General features: G+C 42.8%; 17 protein-coding genes, 1 tRNA gene, 1 other RNA gene and 1 pseudogene. 2 read left to right on the top strand and 18 right to left on the bottom strand.

The window, feature by feature from the left end; all coding sequences use genetic code 11:
- Positions 1-10 precede the first annotated feature (10 nt).
- Complete coding sequence (locus HMPREF2918_RS08245; protein ID WP_070595185.1) at positions 11-946, bottom strand: bifunctional riboflavin kinase/FAD synthetase; 936 nt, start codon at positions 944-946, stop codon at positions 11-13.
- Positions 947-950: 4 nt separating this feature from the next.
- Complete coding sequence (gene truB, locus HMPREF2918_RS08240) at positions 951-1,847, bottom strand: tRNA pseudouridine(55) synthase TruB (protein WP_176745996.1); 897 nt, start codon at positions 1,845-1,847, stop codon at positions 951-953.
- A 180-nt stretch (positions 1,848-2,027) separates the two neighbouring features.
- Here truB and HMPREF2918_RS08235 point away from each other — a divergent pair, with 180 nt between their 5' ends.
- Positions 2,028-3,344 carry an FAD-containing oxidoreductase gene (locus tag HMPREF2918_RS08235; RefSeq protein ID WP_070595181.1) on the top strand — a complete coding sequence of 439 codons (1,317 nt, stop codon included), beginning with the start codon at positions 2,028-2,030 and terminating at the stop codon, positions 3,342-3,344.
- A 192-nt stretch (positions 3,345-3,536) separates the two neighbouring features.
- Here the strand turns inward: HMPREF2918_RS08235 and HMPREF2918_RS08230 are convergent, their stop codons facing one another.
- The 3 genes from HMPREF2918_RS08230 to pcrA form a co-directional block, all read right to left on the bottom strand.
- Positions 3,537-4,337 carry an alpha/beta fold hydrolase gene (locus HMPREF2918_RS08230; protein WP_070595179.1) on the bottom strand — a complete coding sequence of 267 codons (801 nt, stop codon included), beginning with the start codon at positions 4,335-4,337 and terminating at the stop codon, positions 3,537-3,539.
- 3 nt (positions 4,338-4,340) lie between these two features.
- A complete protein-coding gene (locus HMPREF2918_RS08225; protein ID WP_049488189.1) occupies positions 4,341-5,615 on the bottom strand; it encodes a DUF2130 domain-containing protein in 1,275 nt (424 codons plus the stop codon).
- Positions 5,616-5,944: 329 nt separating this feature from the next.
- Positions 5,945-8,230, bottom strand: coding sequence for a DNA helicase PcrA (pcrA, locus tag HMPREF2918_RS08220; RefSeq protein WP_070595177.1), 2,286 nt, complete (start codon positions 8,228-8,230; stop codon positions 5,945-5,947).
- Positions 8,231-8,381: 151 nt separating this feature from the next.
- Here pcrA and HMPREF2918_RS08215 point away from each other — a divergent pair, with 151 nt between their 5' ends.
- Entirely contained in the window at positions 8,382-9,572 is a 1,191-nt protein-coding gene (locus HMPREF2918_RS08215; protein ID WP_070595176.1) for a cation diffusion facilitator family transporter, read from the top strand.
- A gap of 295 nt (positions 9,573-9,867) precedes the next feature.
- On the opposite strand, the gene HMPREF2918_RS08210 is transcribed toward HMPREF2918_RS08215, so the two are convergent.
- The 13 genes and pseudogenes from HMPREF2918_RS08210 to rpoD form a co-directional block, all read right to left on the bottom strand.
- Complete coding sequence (locus HMPREF2918_RS08210) at positions 9,868-10,695, bottom strand: amino acid ABC transporter substrate-binding protein (RefSeq protein WP_049490584.1); 828 nt, start codon at positions 10,693-10,695, stop codon at positions 9,868-9,870.
- A gap of 9 nt (positions 10,696-10,704) precedes the next feature.
- Positions 10,705-11,333: pseudogene (locus tag HMPREF2918_RS08205) on the bottom strand (amino acid ABC transporter ATP-binding protein).
- Positions 11,334-11,345: 12 nt separating this feature from the next.
- Positions 11,346-11,987 (bottom strand): amino acid ABC transporter permease, encoded by a 642-nt coding sequence (locus tag HMPREF2918_RS08200; protein WP_049490580.1) that lies wholly within the window; start codon positions 11,985-11,987, stop codon positions 11,346-11,348.
- Between the two features lie 99 nt (positions 11,988-12,086).
- Positions 12,087-12,647: a signal peptidase I gene (gene lepB / locus HMPREF2918_RS08195; RefSeq protein WP_003006560.1), complete on the bottom strand. Its 561-nt coding sequence runs from the start codon at positions 12,645-12,647 to the stop codon at positions 12,087-12,089.
- Between the two features lie 162 nt (positions 12,648-12,809).
- On the bottom strand, positions 12,810-14,315 hold the full coding sequence (gene pyk / locus HMPREF2918_RS08190; RefSeq protein WP_049490578.1) for a pyruvate kinase: 1,506 nt from the start codon (positions 14,313-14,315) through the stop codon (positions 12,810-12,812).
- Positions 14,316-14,384: 69 nt separating this feature from the next.
- On the bottom strand, positions 14,385-15,398 hold the full coding sequence (gene pfkA / locus HMPREF2918_RS08185; RefSeq protein WP_021152956.1) for a 6-phosphofructokinase: 1,014 nt from the start codon (positions 15,396-15,398) through the stop codon (positions 14,385-14,387).
- 84 nt (positions 15,399-15,482) lie between these two features.
- Positions 15,483-18,584, bottom strand: coding sequence for a DNA polymerase III subunit alpha (locus HMPREF2918_RS08180; protein WP_049490576.1), 3,102 nt, complete (start codon positions 18,582-18,584; stop codon positions 15,483-15,485).
- 83 nt (positions 18,585-18,667) lie between these two features.
- Positions 18,668-18,755, bottom strand: a tRNA-Ser gene (locus HMPREF2918_RS08175).
- Positions 18,756-18,765: 10 nt separating this feature from the next.
- Positions 18,766-19,114, bottom strand: a transfer-messenger RNA (tmRNA) gene (ssrA, locus tag HMPREF2918_RS08170).
- A gap of 103 nt (positions 19,115-19,217) precedes the next feature.
- Positions 19,218-20,012 (bottom strand): hypothetical protein, encoded by a 795-nt coding sequence (locus HMPREF2918_RS08165; protein ID WP_049490573.1) that lies wholly within the window; start codon positions 20,010-20,012, stop codon positions 19,218-19,220.
- Positions 20,013-20,021: 9 nt separating this feature from the next.
- Positions 20,022-20,729 (bottom strand): ABC transporter ATP-binding protein, encoded by a 708-nt coding sequence (locus HMPREF2918_RS08160; protein WP_049472179.1) that lies wholly within the window; start codon positions 20,727-20,729, stop codon positions 20,022-20,024.
- Between the two features lie 171 nt (positions 20,730-20,900).
- Positions 20,901-21,230: a metal-sulfur cluster assembly factor gene (locus HMPREF2918_RS08155; RefSeq protein ID WP_004220168.1), complete on the bottom strand. Its 330-nt coding sequence runs from the start codon at positions 21,228-21,230 to the stop codon at positions 20,901-20,903.
- Between the two features lie 170 nt (positions 21,231-21,400).
- Complete coding sequence (gene rpoD, locus HMPREF2918_RS08150; protein WP_003003251.1) at positions 21,401-22,510, bottom strand: RNA polymerase sigma factor RpoD; 1,110 nt, start codon at positions 22,508-22,510, stop codon at positions 21,401-21,403.

Genomic DNA, 22,510 nt, shown 5'->3' with positions numbered 1-22,510 from the left:
AATTGAGAGGCTAGGACTTTTGTCCCAGCCCCTTGGCCCAGTTTCGTGAAACTGCTTCATCTTCTTCTAGTTGCGCCACTAGTTGATCGATCCCATCGAATTTAACCATTTCTCGAATCTTATCTAACCAATGAATGGTCAGGGTATGACCGTAGATATCTCCTGTAAAATCAAAGAGATTGACTTCGAAACGAAGCTCTTTCCCATCAAAGGTGACATTTTTCCCGACAGAAGCCATGCCTCGATAGGTCTGCCCTTTAAAATCGACATCAACTACATAAACCCCATCTGATGGGAGATAGGTCCGGTCAATCGGCGCTAAATTGGCGGTAGGATAGCCAATGGTGCGGCCACGCGCATCCCCGTGCACGACGATTCCCCGACTGGATAAAGGGTGACCAAGTAGACGGGCAGCTTCTTTGACGCGTCCTTCTAGGACAGCTTGACGAATGCGGGTCGAACTAATCTTTTCCCCCTGATCCAATACAGGAGAAATGACTTCCACTTGACCATCAAAATAAGCAACTAAGTCAGAGGCCGTTTTCTTATCAGAGCCAAAACTATAATCAAATCCAGCAATTAAAACTCGGGCTCTCAAGGCTTTGACAAATTGATCGACAAATTCTTTCGCAGTTTTAGAAGCAAAATCGGTCGTAAAATCAATGAGGAAGAGCTCATCCACTCCTAGTTCGTTTAATTTTTGGAACCGATCCTCAGGGCTCTGCAAATGAAGTAGTAATTCTGGTTGGTAGCGAACAAAGGCTAACTTAGGAGATTCAGGGAAGGTTAACAAAGCAACCTTCAAGCCTTTTTCATCCGCGATCTGACGCGCCTTTTTAAAGAGTTCTTGATGCCCCAGATGCAGGCCATCAAAGTAGCCCAGAACCAAAACTGTCTCATTCTCCAAATGGATCTGGTTAGCAGTAGTAATCGTACGAATATTCATGAATTTATTGTAACACACTTTCTGTTAGAAAGACTTTTCGAGGTTTGTAAAGTTCTTCTCTTTTTTCTAAAATGGCTACCAATTTTCCTTGGTAAAAAGCAGCTAACTCTTTGGAGTCACTCTCAACTGGAATAAAGCGTCCCACTTGGACTTCGCTAACCTCTTCTACTGTCAGCTCTACTTTTTCCAGATCCCCGGTGCCAATTTCAAGTGGGTGAAGGAAGCTCAAATCTCCTTGGGCTACTTTTTCAGCCACTTCTTCCAAGGTCAGGGCATCAGCCAGTGACAAACCGGCAGCACTGGTCCGTGTCAGATGAGACATATGGGCAGCATAGCCCAGTTTCTGACCAAGGTCCACAGACAAGGTCCGGATATAGGTGCCCTTGCTGCATTTGACCCGGAAACGAATACGGGCTAGACCTTCCTCGTAGCCAATCTCACTGGTGCGTGTGAATTCATAAATGGTTACCTGCCGGACAGGACGTTCCACTTCTTCTCCTGCCCGCGCATATTCATAGAGCTTACGTCCATTAACCTTGACCGCTGAATACATAGGTGGTACCTGCTCGATCTCTCCCACCATCTGGGCAATCATGCGATCGACCTCTGTTGCATCTAAAGGCGCTTCCACTGGGGTCCGCTCTACGATTTCACCGCTGGCATCTTCCGTCGTGGTAGAAAATCCCAGAGTGATTTCTCCTTCATAGACCTTACCTTCATCTTGCATGAATTCGACCATCCGGGTCGCCTTTCCAACTGCAATCGGAAGCACTCCCACCACATCTGGATCCAGCGTTCCCCCATGGCCGATCTTCTTAGTTCCTAAGATTTTTCGCAGTTTAAAGACCACATCATGTGAGGTCATGCCTGCTTCCTTTTTTACATTGATAATTCCGTCCATCTGATTTGCTCTTTCTAACTCTTGTGTGACCATCCGGGCCACCGACCCTTTATTATACCATGAAACAAGACTTCTTGTCCCTCTTTCCCCCTTCTCATGAGCTCCTAAAAAATACCGTAGCAGATTTCAGACTTTTTAAAATGGGTTTGATACAATAGAAAGCGAAAGAAGGTGTAACATATGTTAATGTATGATGTTATTGTGATTGGATTTGGTAAAGCTGGTAAAACACTCGCAGCGAAATTATCAAGCCAAGGAAAAAAAGTTGCTCTGATTGAAAAGAGCAAGTCTATGTATGGTGGTACTTGTATCAATATCGCTTGTATTCCAACTAAGACCTTAATCGTCGCAGCAGAAAAAGGCTTGGATTTTGAGCAAGCCATGAATGAGAAAAATGCAGTCACTACTCGTCTCAATGGCAAGAACTATGCAACTATTGCTGGAACTGGTGTAGACATTATCGACGCGACGGCTCGTTTCGTTTCTAACAAGGTCATCGAAATTCAAGCTGGAGATGAAAAGGAAGAATTGACAGCTGAAACCATTATTATTAATACTGGTGCTGTGCCAACTGTCCTTCCGATCCCAGGTTTGGCTGAAAGTAAATTTGCCGTGGATTCAACCGGTATTCAACGTTTGGAAAACCTACCTAAACGCCTGGGTGTCCTTGGTGGTGGACCTATCGGATTGGAATTTGCTCATCTCTATAATACCTTGGGCAGCCAAGTAACGGTATTGGATGCTTCTGAAACATTCTTGCCACGGATCGAGCCAAGTATTGCAGCTCTTGCAAAAAGCTACCTTGAAGAAGATGGCATTCAATTCTTGCAAGGCGTTCATACCCAAGAAATCAAAGATGGCCAAAACAGCTTAACGATTGTCACAGATAAGGGAGACTTCGAGTTTGATATCCTTCTCTACGCAACAGGACGTAAACCAAACACAGCTGGACTTGGTCTTGAAAACACAGATATCCAAGTCACTGATCGTGGAGCGATCCAAGTCAACCGTCATTTGGAAACCAGCGTCCCTGGTGTCTTTGCAGTTGGCGATGTCAATGGTGGTCCTCAATTCACCTACATGTCACTCGATGACTTCCGCATTGTCTTCAACTACCTTACAGGCGATGGTAGCTACAATCTCGAAACTCGTCACAATTATGCGACAACACTCTTTATTGCTCCTCCACTGGCCCAAGTCGGCTTGACCGAGCAAGAAGCACGTGACAAAGGACTTCCAGTTGCTGTTAAAGAATTGCCAGTTGCTGCTATGCCACGCGGACACGTCAATGCAGACCTTCGAGGGGCCTTCAAAGCCGTGGTCAACCCAGAAACTAAAGAAATTCTTGGGGTGACGCTCTTTGGAGAAGCTGCAGGCGAAATCATCAACCTGATCACCATGGCCATGGACAACAAGATCCCTTATACTTACATCGCAAAACAAATCTTTACCCACCCAACCATGGCAGAAAACCTAAACGATCTCTTTGCGATTTAACTAACATAAAAAAGAGGCTGGGACAAAAGTCCTAGCCTCTCAATTATTTTTGGATTGTCGAGCAAGACGCAGTGGTTGAGTGGGCTCTACTACGCTGATTTCATCAGCTTTTACAGCCCTACTCAACTGTGCGGAGGTGGGACGACGAAATCGAATTCTAACGAATTACCGATTTCTGTCCCACTCTCTTTTTTAGTTTAAGAATTCACAGACAACCTCTTGAAATGCTTTATTTTCTTCATAAAGAGCATGCCCAGAGTGCTTAAGAATGAGGAGTTGACAACCCGAAATCGCTTTTGCCAGTTCCTTGGAATCGTTCACACCGATCACATCATCTTCAAGTGCACCAAGGACCAAGGTCGGACATTGAATTTCTTTTAAGACCTCCAGGCTATTATGTTCCAGGCAAGACTGAGACTGAATGGCTATTCTATTTTCATCTTTGATTCGCCCCAAGCGACCCATAATATTATAAAGCAACCGCCACTTTTGATAACTCTTTTGCGTGAAGGAATGCTTTGCAATATCCAGCATGAGATGCTTAAAATTTCCAGATTGACTAAGTTTTTGCCAATGCTCAATTCGTTCTCTAGCAAGTTGACTAGGTTTTGCAGTGGTTACGGCTAAGATGAGCTTTTGAACCTTTTCAGGGAAATCCGCCACCAACCATTGGGCAATCATTCCACCTTGTGAAATCCCCATAACATAAGCGGTATCTAAGTGCAGTGCCTCCATTGCTTCTGCTACATCTGCTGCCATATCCCGCGTCGTATAGCCCTGCCTCAACTCATTGATTCGAGAAAAAACATAGATCTTATATCGCTTAGCAAGTAGACGATACGAGAGAGAAAAGAGTTGTGCCTTTCCTTTAACGGTCTGTAACCCATCCCCCAAGCCTGGTATGATTACTAGAGGGTCCTTTCCTTTTCCAAATGTCACATAGTCCATGGTTTTCCCATTCATGGACAAGGTAGCGTTCTTAGCTGAATACAAAGATTATTCTCCTTTCAGAGCATCAAATTTAGCTTTCATAGTTGGATTCTTCCGTGTCAATTTTTTAACGGAAACATCATCCAATTTATTATTGGCAAGTCGAAGTTGATTTTCGGATGTGGTCAGGAATTTCTTGACTTCTTCCATCCGCTTGATGGCTTTGTCGATTTCATCGATGGCCTTGCCAAAGTTGACTGAGGCTGAATTGTAGTTCTTAGCAAAGGCTACCTTAAATGCATTCAGGTCTTCTTCAAAGTGGGTAATATCGATATTTTGTTCACGGACAAGCGCCAATTCCTGCTTGTATTTAAGGGAATTAAGGGCCGCATTACGCAGGAGCCCAATGATCTGGATAAAGAACTGAGGACGCACCACATACATCTTCTCATACTCGTGGCTAACATCGACAATCCCTGTGTTGAAGTAGTCGTTATCTGCCTCAAGCATAGTCACTAAAACCGCATATTCACAGTTCTTTTCTCGACGGTCCTTGTCCAATTCCTTGTAGAAATCCGCATTCTTATGCTTCTTCTCTGTCCCGTCGGCTTCATTCTTCATCTCGAACATAATGGAGATAATCTCTACCCCATTTTCATCGCACTCGCGGAAGATAAAGTCGCCTTTAGACCCACGCGCAGAGACCTTGTTGTCCTTTTCAAAATAGGCATTTGGGAAGGCAAAACTGCGAACCTTATTGAACTCACTCTCCGCATACTGTTCCAGGCTTTCTCCGATTGCTTTGGTCGACTGTTGGGCCTTGAAATTCTTGTAGAATTCGACCTGTTCATTGGCCGCCTTAAGCTGGGCTTCGTAGTTTTGTTTAACAGATGTTAAAGAAAGCTCGTTTTCTTTTTCTTGTAAGAGAAGCTGATTTTTAACCTGATCCCTTTCTTTCTCCAAGTCAGAGAGTGTCTTTTGCAGTTGGTTCTCATGCTCCAAGCGCAAGGTAGCCAACTGATTTTCTAGTGCTTGCACTTCTTTTTCTTTCTCTAGCAGACTTTGGCTAGCGGTTTGCTCCACCTCTTTTTTGGCCAATTCTTTTTCAGTATCAAACTGTTGAATCTGGTTTTGTAACTGGGCAATTTCTTGATCCTTCTTGGCTAACTTCTCTTGTTGCTCATTAAGGGCCTTTTGCTCTGCTAATGCCAACTCTTGTCGAATCCGCTCATGAATTTCCTTGTCAAACTCTGCTGTCCGTACCTGTGACAAGAGTTCGCTGTACTGACTTTCATTGACCGTAAAAACTTCCCCACAGTTGGGGCACTTGATTTCGTTCATAGCATGCCTCTTTCTCTATTCTTACTATATTATATCATGCTACCTGTAAAATCAAAACCAGCAAACGAGGCTTGCTCCTACTATTTCCCTAATTTATGACAGTGAATAGAGTAAATGAGAGAATTTGAGAAAGCAGAACGATGACCATTAAAACTTCCCGCCGTGAGAAAAGCAGTAGAAACAGATTTGTTTCTACTGCTCGGTAGATTTGAGACGTAAGGCTCAAATCTAAGGTATGGAATCCCAAAGGGAGTCGCTACCGTCCGCCCTCACCTAAGGGAAGTTTTATAAAACGACAAAACCAGCAAGCTAGGCTTACTGGTTTCAGTTTATTTCTTCTCAATTGGCGCGACACTGGCCAAGAGTTTTTTGAGACCCACTTCTGGGAAGTTGATCTTGAGCTCTTGGGTACTACCACTACCAGAGACTTCTAGGACAGTCCCTTCACCCCACTTCTTGTGAATGGCAATGTCGCCAATGGACCAAGCGACGCTTTCTTTAACAGCAGCTCGGTTGCTATTGCCAAAAGGTAGGCTTGATGACGTGAGAGCACTTGGGGATGCTTGTCTCTTGCGCTCTTGAAGGGCTTGTGACAGGCTCATTCCTTTTCCAAAGGTCGTTCCGCCTCCATTGCTATAAGAAGCCTTAAAGCTAGTGTTGACTGGACGGGCTAATCCTTGGTAGGTCAATAAATCCGAGCTAATTTCATTGATGAAACGCGTCGGCCGGTTGTAGCTGGTCCGTCCAAAGAGCAAACGTGAGTTGGCATTGGTCAAGAAGAGAACCTTCTCTGCCCGCGTGATCCCCACATATGCCAGACGACGTTCTTCCTCCAACTCGTCTGGATCCTCTGCCGCACGACTAAGAGGAAAGACATTTTCTTCCATTCCAATCAAGAAGACGACTGGGAACTCCAATCCCTTGGCCGCGTGAAGGGTCATCAGGGTCACTTCTGAAGTTTCTTGGGCCCCGTCATCTGTATCGGCAATCAAAGCCAAATCGTTCAAGAAGCGACTCAAGGTTTCCACACCTGATTCGTCTTCGACGATCTCTCCATTTTCATCAAAATTCTTAGTAACAGACAGGAACTCTTGGATATTCTCGATGCGGGCCTGACTTTCCAAATTCCCCTGATTGGTTAGGGCCGTCATATAACCTGTCTTGTCAAGGACTTCTTCGACCAACTCTGTAATGGTCAGCTGGTCCAATCTTTCTCTCAAATCAAGAATGAGATTGGCAAAGTCCCAGATGGCTTGGGCAGCCTTTCCTTTGATGCCTGAGAGCATGATATTGGCTGAAGCATCCAGGAGTGAGGACTCTTGCATTTGAGCAAAATCACGAATCTTATCCACTGTACCTGGCCCGATTCCCCTCTTGGGTTCATTGATAATGCGCTCAAAACTGATATTGTCACTGAGATTGGCAATCAAGTTCAGATAAGCAATGACATCTCGAATTTCCTTACGGCTGTAGAACTTGGTGCCCCCTACCATGGTGTAGGGAATGTTGGACTTGAGTAGGGCTTCTTCAATGGTCCGTGACTGGGCATTAGTCCGGTAGAGAACGGCAAAATCACGGTGCTTGTAGCCAGCTTCGCGACTAAGCTCTTCAATCGTTTTAGCAACAAAGACTGCTTCATCCTGCTCGTCATTAGCCCGGTAATAGACAATTTCTTCCCCGTCTTCATTTTGTGTCCAGAGATTCTTCGGACGGCGGTGGCGATTGTTTTTGATGACATCATTGGCTGCTTGCAAAATCGTCTTAGTCGAGCGGTAATTCTCTTCTAGGAGGACGACCTTAGCTTCCTTATAATCCTTCTCAAAGTCCAGGATATTCTGCATATCTGCTCCCCGCCAGCCATAAATAGACTGGTCCGCATCCCCAACGACACAGACATTTTTAAAACGTGAAGCCAAGAGTTTGACCAACTGGTATTGGGCATGGTTGGTATCTTGGTACTCATCCACGTGGATGTATTGGAACTTCTGCTGGTAATAGGTCAGCACATCAGGATGCTGATCAAAAAGACGCAAGGTCAGCATAATCAAATCATCAAAGTCCACTGCTTCTGACTGACGGAGTTCCTTTTGGTAAGCCTCATAACACTTGGCGACGATCTGGGTGTACATATCTCCCGCCTGGGCAGCATAGGCTACTTCATCGATCAGGTCATTTTTAGCATTGGAAATAGTCCCCAAAATAGTCCGTTCATTCCATTTTTTTGGATCTAAATTCAAGGACTTCAAGATCCGCTTCATCAAGGTCCGCTGCTCACCCGGATCGACAATGGTAAAATTGCGATTGTAGCCAATATGATCCGCATCTCGACGGAGGATGCGCACACACATGGAGTGGAAGGTAGCAATCAAGCAATCTTGGGTGGCTGGATTCAACTGATAAGCCCGCTCCTTCATTTCCCGAGCGGCTTTATTGGTAAAGGTAATGGCCAAAATATTCCAAGGATTGACCATTTTTTCATCGATTAAGTAAGCGATGCGGTGGGTCAGGACACGTGTCTTACCAGAACCAGCCCCCGCCATGATCAAGAGGGGACCTTCTGTCGTTTGGACCGCCTCTGCTTGGCGATCATTCATACCATTCAATAAAGGATTCATCTCATACTCCTCATTCATTCAATCGTTCTATTATACCACAAAACCTGCCTAGCTTCTTTTAAAAAAGGACTCATTTGAATTTCCCTTCCAAAAACGATATAATAGTAGCTTAAAGAAAACAGGTTCATATCCGAGGTTGTAGGAGGAAATTTTGGAAAAACCATACAGTAACTTAAAACTGGCCGAACGTGGTGCCATCATCAGTATTTTAGCCTATTTACTACTTTCTTCAGCAAAATTAGCTACTGGCCATCTGCTTCACTCCTCTAGTTTGGTAGCCGATGGATTTAACAACTTATCAGATATCATCAGCAATGCTGCCCTGCTCATCGGGATTCGTCTCGCTCGCCAACCTGCTGACCGCGATCACAAGTTTGGTCACTGGAAAATTGAGGATCTAGCTAGTCTAGTTACCTCCATCATTATGTTTTATGTCGGTTTTGATGTCTTACGCGATACCCTCCAAAAGATCTTCAGCAATGAAACAGTTAGCATTGATCCACTCGGTGCTGGCGTCGGAGTGGTTTCAGCCCTTGTCATGCTAGGCGTTTATTTCTACAATCTTCGCTTAGCCAAACGAGCCAAATCCAAAGCCTTAAAAGCAGCCGCAAAAGACAATCTTTCAGACGTCGTCACATCTCTTGGAACGTCGATCGCGATCGCTGCTAGTGCTTTTAACTATCCAATTGTCGATAAAATCGTAGCCATCATCATCACCTTCTTTATCCTCAAAACAGCCTACGATATTTTTATGGAATCTTCCTTTAGTCTTTCAGATGGCTTTGACGATAGTCTCCTCGAAGATTACGAAAAAGCTATTTTAAAACTCCCTAAGATTGCGCGTGTGAAATACCAACGCGGACGGACCTACGGAAGCAATATCTATCTGGACGTTGTCTTGGAGATGAATCCCGATCTTTCAGTCTATGAAAGCCATGCGATCACAGAAGAAGTCGAGAATCTCCTAAAAGAAGAATTTGGAGTCTTTGACATTGACGTCCATGTGGAACCTAGCTCAATTCCTGAAGATGAGCTGATCGAAAACGTTGAAAAGAAACTCTTAACCTACGAAAAACGCCTCTATGCTAAGCAAGAGTTTGATACATTGCTAGCGGATAATTATACCTTGATTGACGATACCGGTCACGAACACAACAAGGCAGAATTAATAGAGGCTCTCGCAAGCGACCAAGTTCAATTCCAAAACTTTGAACTGGAGTCCATCAGCCAAAAAACCAAACTCATACGCTATGAACTAGACGGTCAAATCCATACCAGTCTCTGGCGTCGCCACGAAACTTGGCAAAAGATTTTCCATCAAATTACAAATAAAACAGATTAAAAAGCCAGGAAGTATTTCCTAGCTTGAGAGAGCAGCCAAACCTTATAAAAAAAGTTAATTGATCCTCTAAAAATTTTCTAATTTTTAAAATGAATCAAAAGTATACCAAAACTTTCCGCTGTGAGAAAAGTGCTAGAAACACTAGTGTTTCTAGCACTCGGGAGTTTTGAAACTTTAGGTTCAAAACTAAGTCATGGAACTTCGTAGAAGTTCGCTGACGTCCGTACTCACCTAAGGAAAGTTTTTGAGATAACTTTGTCTTTAATATAAAGCTAGGAATCATTTCCTAGCTTTTTTACTTGATATCGTCTGTTGCTACATCCGTTCCGAACCACTTCTTAGAGATCTTTTGGAATTGGCCCTTTTGATAGAGTTTTACAAAAGCTTCATCAATTTTTTTCTTCAAGGTTTTATCCGCCTTGCGCACTCCTACCGCAAAGGATTCAGTTTCAAAACCGACAGGAAAGACATTGTAGTCTTTTAAAATTCCTTCCGTCTGCAGATAATAGTTGGCATAGACACGGTCGATTAAGAGGCCATCGATCCGATCATTCTGAAGATCGATCAGCGCCTCGTTGAAACTCTGGTATTGGGTAGCCTTTTGATTTTTAACCTTATTTTTTAAGATTTTAGGATTGGCTTCAAAATCCATATAGCCAGACGATCCGGTCTGGGCACCTAATCGTTTCTCTTTCATCCCATCGACTGATTGGATCCCAGAGGCTTTCTTAGTGACCAAGACTTGTTCATTTTTCATATAGGGCTTGGTAAAAGCAACACTCTCCCGACGTTCATCTGTAGCCGAATAGCCATTCCAGATGGCATCAATGGTCCCATTTTTCAGTTCCGTCTCTTTCATATCCCAATCAATGGGTTGCCAGTTGACATGAATCCCATAAGAATCAAAGACTTGATTGGCCAAATCAATATCAAAACCAGCGTAGCTCCCATCTTTTTGTTCAAAGCCCATGGGAACGAAAGTATTATCAAAACCAATCGTGATGGACTGCTCTTTTTGGTATTTTTGCCAGTTGTCCACTTTAGGATCACTCACTGTCTGTCCACAGGCAGTCAGAAGAACGAGACTAAGGACACCTAGCAGCCATGGTATTACTCGTTTCATCCTCTCCTCCTATTTAGGCTCAACCTTGAGAAGAACATCCGCAATTGCTTCTGCAAATGGAATATCATGGGTAACAACGATCTGAGTCATCCCCAGTTCACGGTTTTGCAAGATTAACTTCTCAACTTCTAATCGCAATTCTGGATCCAAGGCCGAAGTCGGCTCATCATAGCCAATAATTTCTGGATCGATCATCATAGCACGAGCCAATGCCACCCGTTGCTTCTGACCACCAGATAGAGAGAATGGATAAGCATCCGCATGTTGTTCGAGCCCCAAGCGCTCCAGTAAGCTCATGGCTTTTTTACTTGCTTCTCCCTTAGTCACATTCATGGTCTTGATAGGGGACAAGATCAGGTTTTCCATGACCGATAAATGTGGAAATAATTGAAAATCTTGAAAGACAAAACCGAGAAGATTTCGTTTTTCTAAGGCATCCAGAGGCAAGTTTTCACCATTGTAGATGATCTGATCAGAATCAATGGTTTCAAGACCAGCTAGCATGCGAAGCAAAGTAGTCTTTCCTCCCCAGAAGGACCAACAATGGCGACAATTTGTTTTTCAGGAACGAGAAGATTGAAATCTGATAAGATCTGCTTATCCCCAAACCGTTTCGAAATTTGTTTTAATTCTAACATATGCTTCTCCTCCTATTTATAATATGAAAAGTTCTTTTCAACTCGCTTAGCAATGATGGTCACGATCCCAATGAGGATTAAATAAATAGCTCCCGCCAAAAACATGGGTGCTAGACTGGCATCACGATTAGCTGCCGTCCGACTAGCGAGGATCAAATCACTAATTCCCAGAGCATAGACCAAGGAGGTGTCTTTAATCAAGGACATGACTTCATTGAAGACACTTGGAAGAACGATCTTCACCACCTGAGGCAAAATAATATAGCGAATTGTTTGCCATGAACTCAATTTTAAGACCTTGGCCGCCTCATACTGACCTGTCGGAATGGCGAGAATTCCTCCACGGAAGATTTCCGCAAAATAGGCTGCATAATTGAGGGTGAAGGCTGTAATAGCCGCAGGCAACCGATCAATCCGAATCCCGATACTTGGAAGGACGTAATAAATAAAGATCAACTGAAGCAAAAGAGGAGTTCCTCGCATGATCCAGATATAAATTGTTAGGAGGCCATGCAGGATCTTTGAGCGCAATTGAAGCAAAAATGCAACAACGATTCCTAGTGGAATCGATAAAATCAATACGAAAGCAAACACTTGCAAGGTGAGGCTTGCTCCCTTTAACAAACTTGGTAAAATTTCCAAAGCATACTGCATAGCATTCTCCTCCTAAAAAATTATTTAATGAACATCTTACCACAAAAATGGAAAAAAACTAGTTCATTTTGATATTTATAAAAAAAAATAGCCTTTCGGCTATTCTTCTACTTTTATAAATCCAAATTTATTGAGAGGATAGAGACGTAGATTCACGACTCCTTCGATCTGATTTTTATGGATATAACCAAACTCACGGCTATCTTCTGTATCTCCACGGTTATCATTTAAGACAAGATAAGTATCGGATGGTACACGACCAGCCTTGGTCCCTTTTAACTCTGATAAGAAGAAATCATCCGTATAATACCCATTACTCGTTGGAGCAGCTAAGTGTTTGTTGAGCATTTTGTTCAGGTAAGGTTCTGGTGTTGCCTGTCCATTCAAATAGAGGACGTCATCTACGTAGCTGACTTCGTCGTTTTCTTTGGCAATGACACGTCCAAGGTATTCTTTTCCACCGACCTTGTATAAGACCAAATCACTGCGATCTACCTGAGCATTTCTAGTCGCTACCACAAGATCTCCAGTTTTCACAGAAGCATTGGCCATTTTATCATTGATACTAAATGGATGAAATACAAAGATTCGAAGCAAAATCAGTGCCAAAACCAGTACACCGACAATGATGACATTTCTAATTAAATCTCTCCTTGGCATGAATGTCTCCCTTCCTTTTTATTTATTATACCATGTTTTTGATCTTTAAAAAAGAGAAAGTAAGCATTAGTGAGAATTCTTGTCATACTAAACAGGAAAAAGAAAAACCTCGCGGTCAATCCTTTCGGACCAACCAGCAAGGCTTTAAGATATAATTGTCTATTAACGTACTGTACGGATACGCATTGTGTTTGTACGAACAGCTTCTCCAACTGGTACACCAGCAACGATAACGATATCATCACCAGATTTAACAAGACCAGCTTCAACTGCTTTACGTTCAGCAATTTCGAACATATCATCAGTTGATGAAGGAGCATCTGTCAACATTGGGATAACACCCCAGTTCAACATCAATCCACGTTCAGTCAATTCGTCAAATGTCAATGCCAAGATATCAGCATCTGGACGGTATTTAGAGATCAAACGTGCAGTGTGACCTGTCTTAGTTAATGTTACAACTAATTTGATATCCATTGAGTTTGTAGCATCTTTAACAGCTGAAGCCATAACTTCTGTCTTAGAGTTACGTTCGAATGAAGCAGGGTTCAAACGACCATATTCTTTCAAAAGTGTTTGAGCGTTCATGTCGATTTTCGCCATTGTAGCTACAGATTCAAGTGGGTATTTACCGTTTGCAGATTCACCTGAAAGCATTGTAGCATCAGTACCATCGATAACAGCGTTGAAGACGTCAGATACTTCTGAACGAGTTGCACGTGGTTTTTCAGTCATTGTTTCAAGCATGTTTGTTGCAGTGATAACAACTTTACCAGCAGCATTTACTTTAGAAGTAATCATTTTTTGGTAAACTGGAACCATTTCGAATGGTACTTCGATACCCATGTCACCACGAGCGATCATGATACCATCAGTAACTTCGATGATTTCATCCAAGTTTTCGATACCTTGTTGGTTTTCGATTTTCGCAAACAATTGAACGTGGCTGTTACCAGTTTCTTCACAGATAGCACGAACTTCTTGAACGTCTTTTGCAGTACGTACGAATGAGATCGCGATGAAGTTGATACCTTGTTCCAAACCGAAGCGGATATCGTCGTTATCGCGTTCAGCAAGTGCTGGGAAAGGAATCTTAGTGTTAGGGATGTTTACACCTTTTTGTTTAGCGATGATACCATCGTTTTCAACTTCAACAACAAATTCACGTTTTGCAGGGTCTTTTTCTACAACGCGAAGACCCAATTTACCATCATCAACCAATACTTGGTGTCCAACTTCAACGTCATCAAAGATGTCAAGCGCACCAGCAACGTTCAAAGCAATCACTTCACGAGTTGATTTGATACCTTGTTTTGTAGCAACGCGGATACGTTCACCAGTCTTGTATGAATATTCTTTAGCTTCGCCTTCGAACAATTCAGTACGGATTTCAGGACCTTTTGTATCAAGAAGGTAACCAACTTTTTTACCAGCGATTTCTTCTGCACGTTTAACAGTCGCCATACGTTCACCTTGTTCTTGGTGGTCACCGTGTGAGAAGTTGAAACGGAAAGTGTTAGCGCCAGCTTCGATCAATTTAGCAATGTTTTGTGCTGAAGCTTCAACGTCAAGTTTTTCAGCCCAGTATCCATCTTCACCGAATTTTTTACCACCACGGATTTCTACCGCAGGACCTAAAGTTGCAACGATTTTTACACGTTTGTTCATGATATATATGACTCCTTTTTAAATATATCTGTCTTTTTAAGACAAGGTTAACGAATTTATGAAATAAAATTAAATTGAAGACAAGCTACGGTTCAACTCGGCAAGACCAAGATCAGCTTTATGTGGATTGTTTACCACAATCTTACCATCTTCTGTCAAGCTAAAGAGGGCTCCTTCTTCTGCTTTACCAAGGATTGGATTTTCCACCATTTTTTCATTGCGGATACCAACGGCTACACCACCGATTCCTTGTTTCAACAATTTAACAGCGTGTGCTCCCATACGTGAAGCAAGAACACGGTCACGCGCAGTCGGTGAACCACCACGTTGGATGTGGCCAAGCTCAGTCACACGAAGGTCACTTTCATCACCAGCTTCTTTCAAAGCTTTACCAAATTCATCTGCAGACATCACGCCTTCAGCCAAGATGATGATGTTGTGGGTACGACCTTTTGCGTAACCTTCTTTGATGCTCTCAACAACATCTTCGATCTTGAATCCTTCTTCAGGGATGATGATTTCATCTGCACCAGATGCAATCCCTGCCCAAAGAGCGATATCTCCAGCGTTACGTCCCATCACTTCGATAACGAAAGTACGGTGGTGACTAGATGAAGTATCACGGATCTTATCGATCGCGTCCATTGCAGTTGTGACTGCCGTATCAAAACCAATTGTAAAGTCAGTTCCGACGATATCGTTGTCGATCGTACCAGGAAGACCCACAGCTGGGAATCCAAGCTCAGTCAAGCGCATCGCACCATGGTAAGAACCATCTCCACCAATAACGACAACACCTTCTATCCCGTGTTTCTTCAATTGCTCGATCCCTTTTAATTGACCTTCGCGTTGTGCGAATTCAGGGTAACGAGCTGAATGAAGGAAGGTACCACCACGGGAAATAATATCTCCAACAGATGAGGCGTCAAGGGGCTGAATTTTACCAGCAACCATTCCCGCATATCCATCATAGATACCGAAAACTTCCATTCCTTCTGAAATTGCTTGACGAACAACTGCACGGATGGCAGCATTCATACCAGGGGCATCTCCACCACTAGTTAAAACAGCAATACGTTTCATTTCGTTGTTTGCTCCTTTTTTTCTTTTACATTCTACGTAATTATAACACAAAGAAGACTAAAATTCTCGTATTTTTCGCAGTTTTTACCGATAAATCGTTTTCATAACGAGATTCTTTAATTCATCTTCCAATTCTTTGTTTTTCTGGACGGTATAGCCCTTCAATTGAAGAGTTTTTTTCTCGTCTTCATAGCGTAATATCACAGGATATGGGCCCGGATATTTTTTCAAGATAGAAAGAATCGTTTTATCCTGACGATGATCGAGCAACTGGATCCAGAACTTTTCATTGGTCGCTAGTTGTGCCTCTGCTAGAATCATCTGCAAGCGCCCATCACGCTCTTGTATCTTCCCTGTCAAGTAATAAAAGCCACCTTCTTTTATCAAGGAGGAAAATCGATTGTAGGTTTCAGGGAAAAGGGTCACATCCAATTTTTTCTTGGTATCACTGACTTGTAAGAAAGCCATGAGATCACCTGACTTGGTTCGAATGGTTCGAATGCTTTGTACCTCAATGAGAATGCGTACCTGCTCTCCTTGTATGAGTTGAGAAATTGGTTGGATCTCGTAGGGACTCGTTTGCCCAATCGCAACCAATGGGTGAGTACTGAGCCCGACACCAATAATGGCCTCTTCCTTCTCATATTTTTCAGCCTGGCTAAAGTCTTCTGCTTCTGTCCAGGAATAGTTAGAATCTGCAAATAAACTACCTAGCTCATCGGCAAAGACAAACAAATTCGGCAAATTGTGAAGCACCTTGCGCCTATTTTTTTCAAAGATGTCAAACAATCCAAGCTCCACTAAAGGTGTTAACAAAGGCAATTTATGATACTGATTGGGTAGGCGTAAAATAAAATCTTCGACACTTTCAAAGGGACGATTATCAATGATCCAATACGCTAAATCTCTCGGGAGTCCCTTGATATTTTTCATTCCCAAGTAGATTTTCCGATCCTGGAACTTATCTCTGTAAGGGATGGTGTTGATGGATAATGGCGCGACTTTAAAATCAAACTGGAGAGCATCTGTCAGATAATCGCTGCTCGAATAATTGAGCATGACATCAAAGAAAACATCTGGATAATGGACCTTGAAATAGGCCATCTGAAAGGCCAAGGCAGAATAGGCATAGGCATGGGAACGGTTAAACCCATAGCCTGCGAATTTTTCCATGATTGCAAAGACCTCTTTGGCTTTTTCTTCCGTATGCCCAAGTTTAAGAGCACCTGCGACAAAATCGTCTTCCATCTTATGCATTTCAGCCGCATTTTTTTTACCCATAGCCCGACGTAAAATATCGGCTTTTCCCAGGCTAAAGCCTGCAAAACGCTGGGCAACCTGCATGACCTGCTCTTGGTAGAGCATGATCCCATAAGTAGGCCGTAAGATTTCTTCAATAGCTGGATCCAGAATGTCAACTTTTTCCTGGCCGTGCTTTCTTTTGACGAAATTATCAATGTAATCACTAGCCCCTGGACGATTGAGAGAGGTGGTCGCTACCACTTCTTCGAAATGATTGGGTCTCACTCGTCTCAAGAGGCGAATGGCTCCAGCCTGTTCAAATTGGAAAATCCCCTTGGTATCCCCAGCAGCAAACAAGGCCAAGGTTTCTGGATCTTCTAAATCAATGGCTTCAATCACGATCTCTTCTTGGTACTTTTCATAGACGGCTTCCTTCATTTTCTGAACAAAGGTTAAATTTCGCAGACCCAAAAAGTCCATCTTCAACAGACCATTGGCTTCAACCGCATGGGCATCATACTGGGTGACAAACATGTCTTCTCCATACTTGAGAGGAATGTGATCCGTCAAATCCTGGTCACTCATCACAACCCCAGCCGCGTGGATCGATGTCTGTCTTGGTTGGCCTTCAATTCTTTTAGCAATTTCAAAGCCACGCTCAAATTCTGCTCGGCTATGAATCACTTGTCGAAAAGCTAGATTCTGTTCATAAGCTGTCGTCAGTGTATCCCTAAACCCAATCCGCTTGGTAATGGAGGTCAATTCGTACTCTGGTACCCCAAAACGTTTAAAGACATCGCGAATGGCTTGTTTGGCCCCAAAGGTTGAAAAGGTCACGATCTGAGCTGCATGGTAACTCCCATAACGGTCTCGCACATAGCGGATAAATTCTGGTCGATAGATATCAGGAATATCAATATCAATATCCGGCATGGTGTAGCGCTCCACATTTAAAAAGCGCTCAAACAGGAGGTTCTTCTCCACAGGATCAATCCCTGTAATCCCTAGGGCATAGGCTACCAGTGAGCCTACAGCAGACCCACGTCCCATTCCCATATAATAGCCTTGACTCCGTCCGAAACGAAGAAGGTCCCAGACAATCAAGAAATAATCATCAAAGCCCATCTGGTGAATAATGTCTAATTCATGCTCCAGACGTTCTTGATAGACCGGACTGGTCAAATTCTTTCGAAGAAGACCCGCTTGGGCTAATTCTCTCAGTTCCTCAACAGCTGGTTTCTGAGGATTGAAGCGAGGCAATTTCAACTGGGTATCAATGTCATATTGAATCCCTTGGACAAGTTTTTCCAAATTTGTGATAGCTTGCGGAAAGCGCTCTGCAAAATCACTCTTTAAATCCTGAGGTTTTTTAAGGACCGTTGTAGGATCAATTGGCCCTGTTTCTGTCAAGCTTTGATTGTCCTTGATGGCTGCTAGCATCTGCATGGCTTCCACATCTTCCGCCTCAAAAAATCGAACGGTATGAAGAGGAATCACAGGGTGGCTAAACTCTTGGACCGGCGTATCCGCAAAAACTCCGATGAAGTAATCTAGACCAAGCGGCAAGGCTCCACTAGCAAAAGGAGCTGGGACAATGACTGCTACTCCTTCTGTTAGGTGCTTCACATCCTCCCAATTGCTCTTCCCCATCATTTTGACGGTTGACATCTTCATCAGATTCTGGTAGCCCTTCGTTGACAGAGCGATCATCCGAAACGGAATTGTTTCATTCTCTACCTCTAGTCCAATTTCTAAACCGACCAAGGGGCTGAGCTTGTGGGCCTGACAGGCTTCGATAAATTCATAAGCACCATATAAATTATCTATATCCATGATTCCCAATGCGTCATACCCCATGCTTTTAGCCACGTGGACATAGTCTTTTATGGTCACAAGGCTTTCCATAAAAGTATAGACTGATTTGGTATCTAGCTGTGCAATCACTTCTTCTCCTCCCTCACTTGTCTATTTTTGGGACTCTTTTTTGTACAAAAAAACACCACTGCTACACAATGATGTCTCAACAACGGAAGACATGGGATTCGAACCCACGCACGCTTTTACACGCCTACCGCGTTTCCAACACGGCCTCTTAAGCCTCTTGAGTAATCTTCCATGCATAAAAATATGGAGCCGGTGGGAGTCGAACCCACGTCCAAACACCTGCCAGCATATTTGTCTACAACCATAGGTTATGTCTTCTTTTAACAGCTACATGACACATAACTCAAGCCCTGTACCTGCGAGTCTATCAATCTCTTATCTAACTCCTAGACCAAGCTAGATCGTATCTCGCTATAATTAAGACCTGTCATCAAACACGAGCGATTCGAATCGGGTCACGCCTGCTGGTGTTTAGGCAGCTAAAGCGTAAGAATTATTATTTTTTGCAGTTATATTTAACTGGCGTTTTACATCCGCTAGATGAGTTGCAAAATATGCCTCATAATGCCTGTCGAATCCGTAACGACCCCAAAACGAATACAATTAGTATATCAAAATGTAGCCAAAAATGCAAAAGAAAAAAATTGAACAAGAAGGCTTCCATCGGGAAGCTCCTTGCTCAATTTACTGTTATTATTGAAGATTCAACTTGTACTTGCTGATATAGTGAATGGTGAAGTACATAGAAACAATCTTGATGACTTCATAGATAAGACCTGGAATGAAGTTAGGTCCAAATTCATCAATATTTCCATAAACCAATGCAGACCCAACAGCATATGAATCTTTTAATGGATTGACTGCTGTACCGATGATACTTAAAACAATGCACAAGAGAAAGAAAAACAGAATAGCCTTAAATCCACGACGATTTTGGAAGAGTTGGCCAAGTGCGATCGATACATAAAATAGGAAGATCCCTGAAGCTGTGGTAAAAATCCACCAAACGATAATCCAATAAGCAATAGAATGACTAAAAGCCTCAGCGATAATACTAAATACAGGAGAGATGTCTTGTCCAATGACAGCACCCATCACAATAATTGTGATGAAACCACTAAAAAATAGAAGGAATAGGCAGTAAAGACTCGCTACTAAAGCTCCCACAAATTTAGACAAAATGATCGCATGAGGGCTAGCTGGAAGGGTCCAAGTCAAGTAACCTTCACGTCCGTATAAGTTGGAATAGAAACGACGGATAATAATATAGTAGTTACTAAGATAAAGACCAATGACTCCTCCAAAAATGAGAATCCCAAGAGTCCCCGTTATAATTTGCATACTATTGGTTTCCATATCCACAAAACCATTTGTAGCACTTCCACCAATAACACCTGTAATCACTGACAAACCTAGTGCGATCAGGGTGATCAATAAATACCACTTAGCTGTCGATTTAAATTCATATTTTAATAATTTACCAAACATGGGTTCCTCCTAATAAACACGGAATTGATCACGGAAGATCTCATCGATTGATTTTCCGTGTTGATTGCGCATAACAGTCGTATTTTCATGCAAGAGGATTCTTCCTTGGTTGATGAAAATGGCCTCATCCAAAACTTGCTCAATATCAGCAATCAAGTGAGTAGAAATCAAGACAGAAGAGTTTGGACGTCTGTTTTGAATAATGGTCCGCAAAATATAATCACGCGCCGCTGGGTCAACCCCACCGATTGGTTCATCAAGAACATACAAGTCAGCTTCACGGCTCATCACCAAAATCAATTGCACTTTTTCCTTGTTCCCTTTTGAAAGGCTGTTCAATTTTTGATTTGGATGCAAATGCAAATCGTTGAGCAATTGGTAAGCTCGTTGGACATTAAAATCTGCATAAAAATCTTGGAAATAGTTAATAGCATCAATAATTTTCATATTTTCATTCAGATAAGTTGTATCTGGCAAATAGGAAACCACTTTTTTAGAAGCTGGGGATGGTAATTGCCCATGAATATAGATATTTCCAAGGCTTGGTTGCAACAAACCATTAATCAATTTAATGATGGTTGTTTTCCCACTACCATTGGGACCCAAAAGGCCAATAATACGGCCAGGTTGGATGTTCAAACTAACATCCATGAGAGCAACTTCATGCCCATAATTCTTTGTCACATGGTCCAAGTAGACCAAAGGATACTGATTCATGTAAATCTCCTTTATTTTCTATTTATGCTATTATACCTTGTCCCCTTGATGATTGCAACTCTATCTGAAAATTTGCTAAGAATTTGTAAATGCTTGTTCAAAAAAAATGGGATAAACAAATCAGAGGTTAGGGGAGCCCCAACCTCTGATTTGTTTTGATACATAGAGTGTTTAACTAATTCCAAGTGCGATCCGTGCATAACGGCTCATCTTTTCAACCGTCCAAGCAGGATACCAGACCAACTTCACATCCACCGATGTCACTTCTTCTACTTCTGCTAAAACATCATGAATCTGATCTGTCAGAAGGTCCGCTAATGGACACCCCATGGTCGTTAAGGTCATATCAATGATGGTTGCTCCAGTTTCACCGTCAAAATGGATCTCGTAGACAAGACCTAAATTGACAATGTCAATCCCAAGCTCAGGATCGATTACCTCTTCCAAAGCATTTAAGATTTTATTTTTAATTTCTTCAATTTGCTCAGTTGTATATGCCATATGACTTCCTTTTTCTGCTATTTACTCTCGATAGAATTTCTGGGCTCGGGTTAAAAATGTCCACTGGACCTGGGTCGCTTTTTGATTTCTTGGCGACCGTTAAAAAGGTCCCCCGGACCTGGCCACTCTTTGGTTTTTGGGTGGCCGTTAAAAATGTCCACTGGACATTTTTAATCCTCTATAAAGTCACGCAATGGTTTGCTTCTGCTTGGGTGGCGGAGTTTGCGGAGGGCTTTGGCTTCGATCTGACGGATCCGTTCACGGGTCACGTTGAAGACTTTCCCCACATCTTCCAAAGTCCGCATTTTTCCATCATCGAGACCAAAACGAAGACGCAAAACATTTTCTTCCCGGTCTGTCAGGGTATCAAGGACTTCATCCAATTGTTCTCGTAGAACCACACGAGTGGTGTAGTCTACTGGATTTTCAATCACTTCGTCTTCGATGAAATCTCCCAAATGGCTATCGTCTTCTTCCCCGATTGGAGTTTCAAGAGAAACAGGCTCTTGCGCAATCTTCAAGATTTCACGCACCTTGTCTGGTGTCATATCCATACGTTCAGCGATTTGTTCAGGTGTTGGGTCTTGTCCCAATTCTTGCAAGAGATTGCGTTGTTCACGAACCAACTTGTTAATGGTTTCCACCATGTGAACAGGAATCCGAATGGTACGCGCTTGGTCTGCAATAGCACGAGTGATAGCCTGACGGATCCACCAAGTGGCATAAGTAGAAAACTTGAACCCTTTGGTGTAGTCAAACTTATCAACCGCCTTCATCAAGCCCATGTTTCCTTCTTGGATCAAATCCAAAAATTGCATTCCACGACCAACGTAACGTTTCGCAATGGATACAACCAAACGAAGGTTGGCTTCTGCTAGACGTTGTTTGGCTTCTAAATCACCTTGTTCCACCAAGATAGCCAATTCTTGTTCTTCTTCATTGGTCAAAAGAGGAACAACCCCAATTTCTTTCAAGTACATCCGTACCGGGTCATTGACCTTAGCAGAGTTGCTTCCAAGCAATTCCTCATCTGACAACTCTGGCTCTTCCTCATTGTTCAACACACGCGCACTTGGGTTGCCGTCTTTATCAGTGATCGAAATCCCTGCATCTTGAATGCGTTGCAAAAGATCTTCAATCCCATCTGCATCTAGCGTGAATGGAATAACCAATTGGTCATTAATTTCATCATCTGTTGCAGTTCCGCTTTTCTTGTGGCTGCGAATAAATTCTGCAATTTGAACGTCCAATGTTGTAATATCTTTTTGTTCTTTAGCCAT

The sequence above is a fragment of the Streptococcus sp. HMSC065C01 genome (assembly GCF_001813525.1).
In the GTDB taxonomy this organism is placed as follows: Bacteria; Bacillota; Bacilli; order Lactobacillales; family Streptococcaceae; genus Streptococcus; species Streptococcus parasanguinis_V.
Note: the sequence above shows the minus strand (reverse complement) of the source record. Positions and strands in the feature narration are given on the sequence as shown.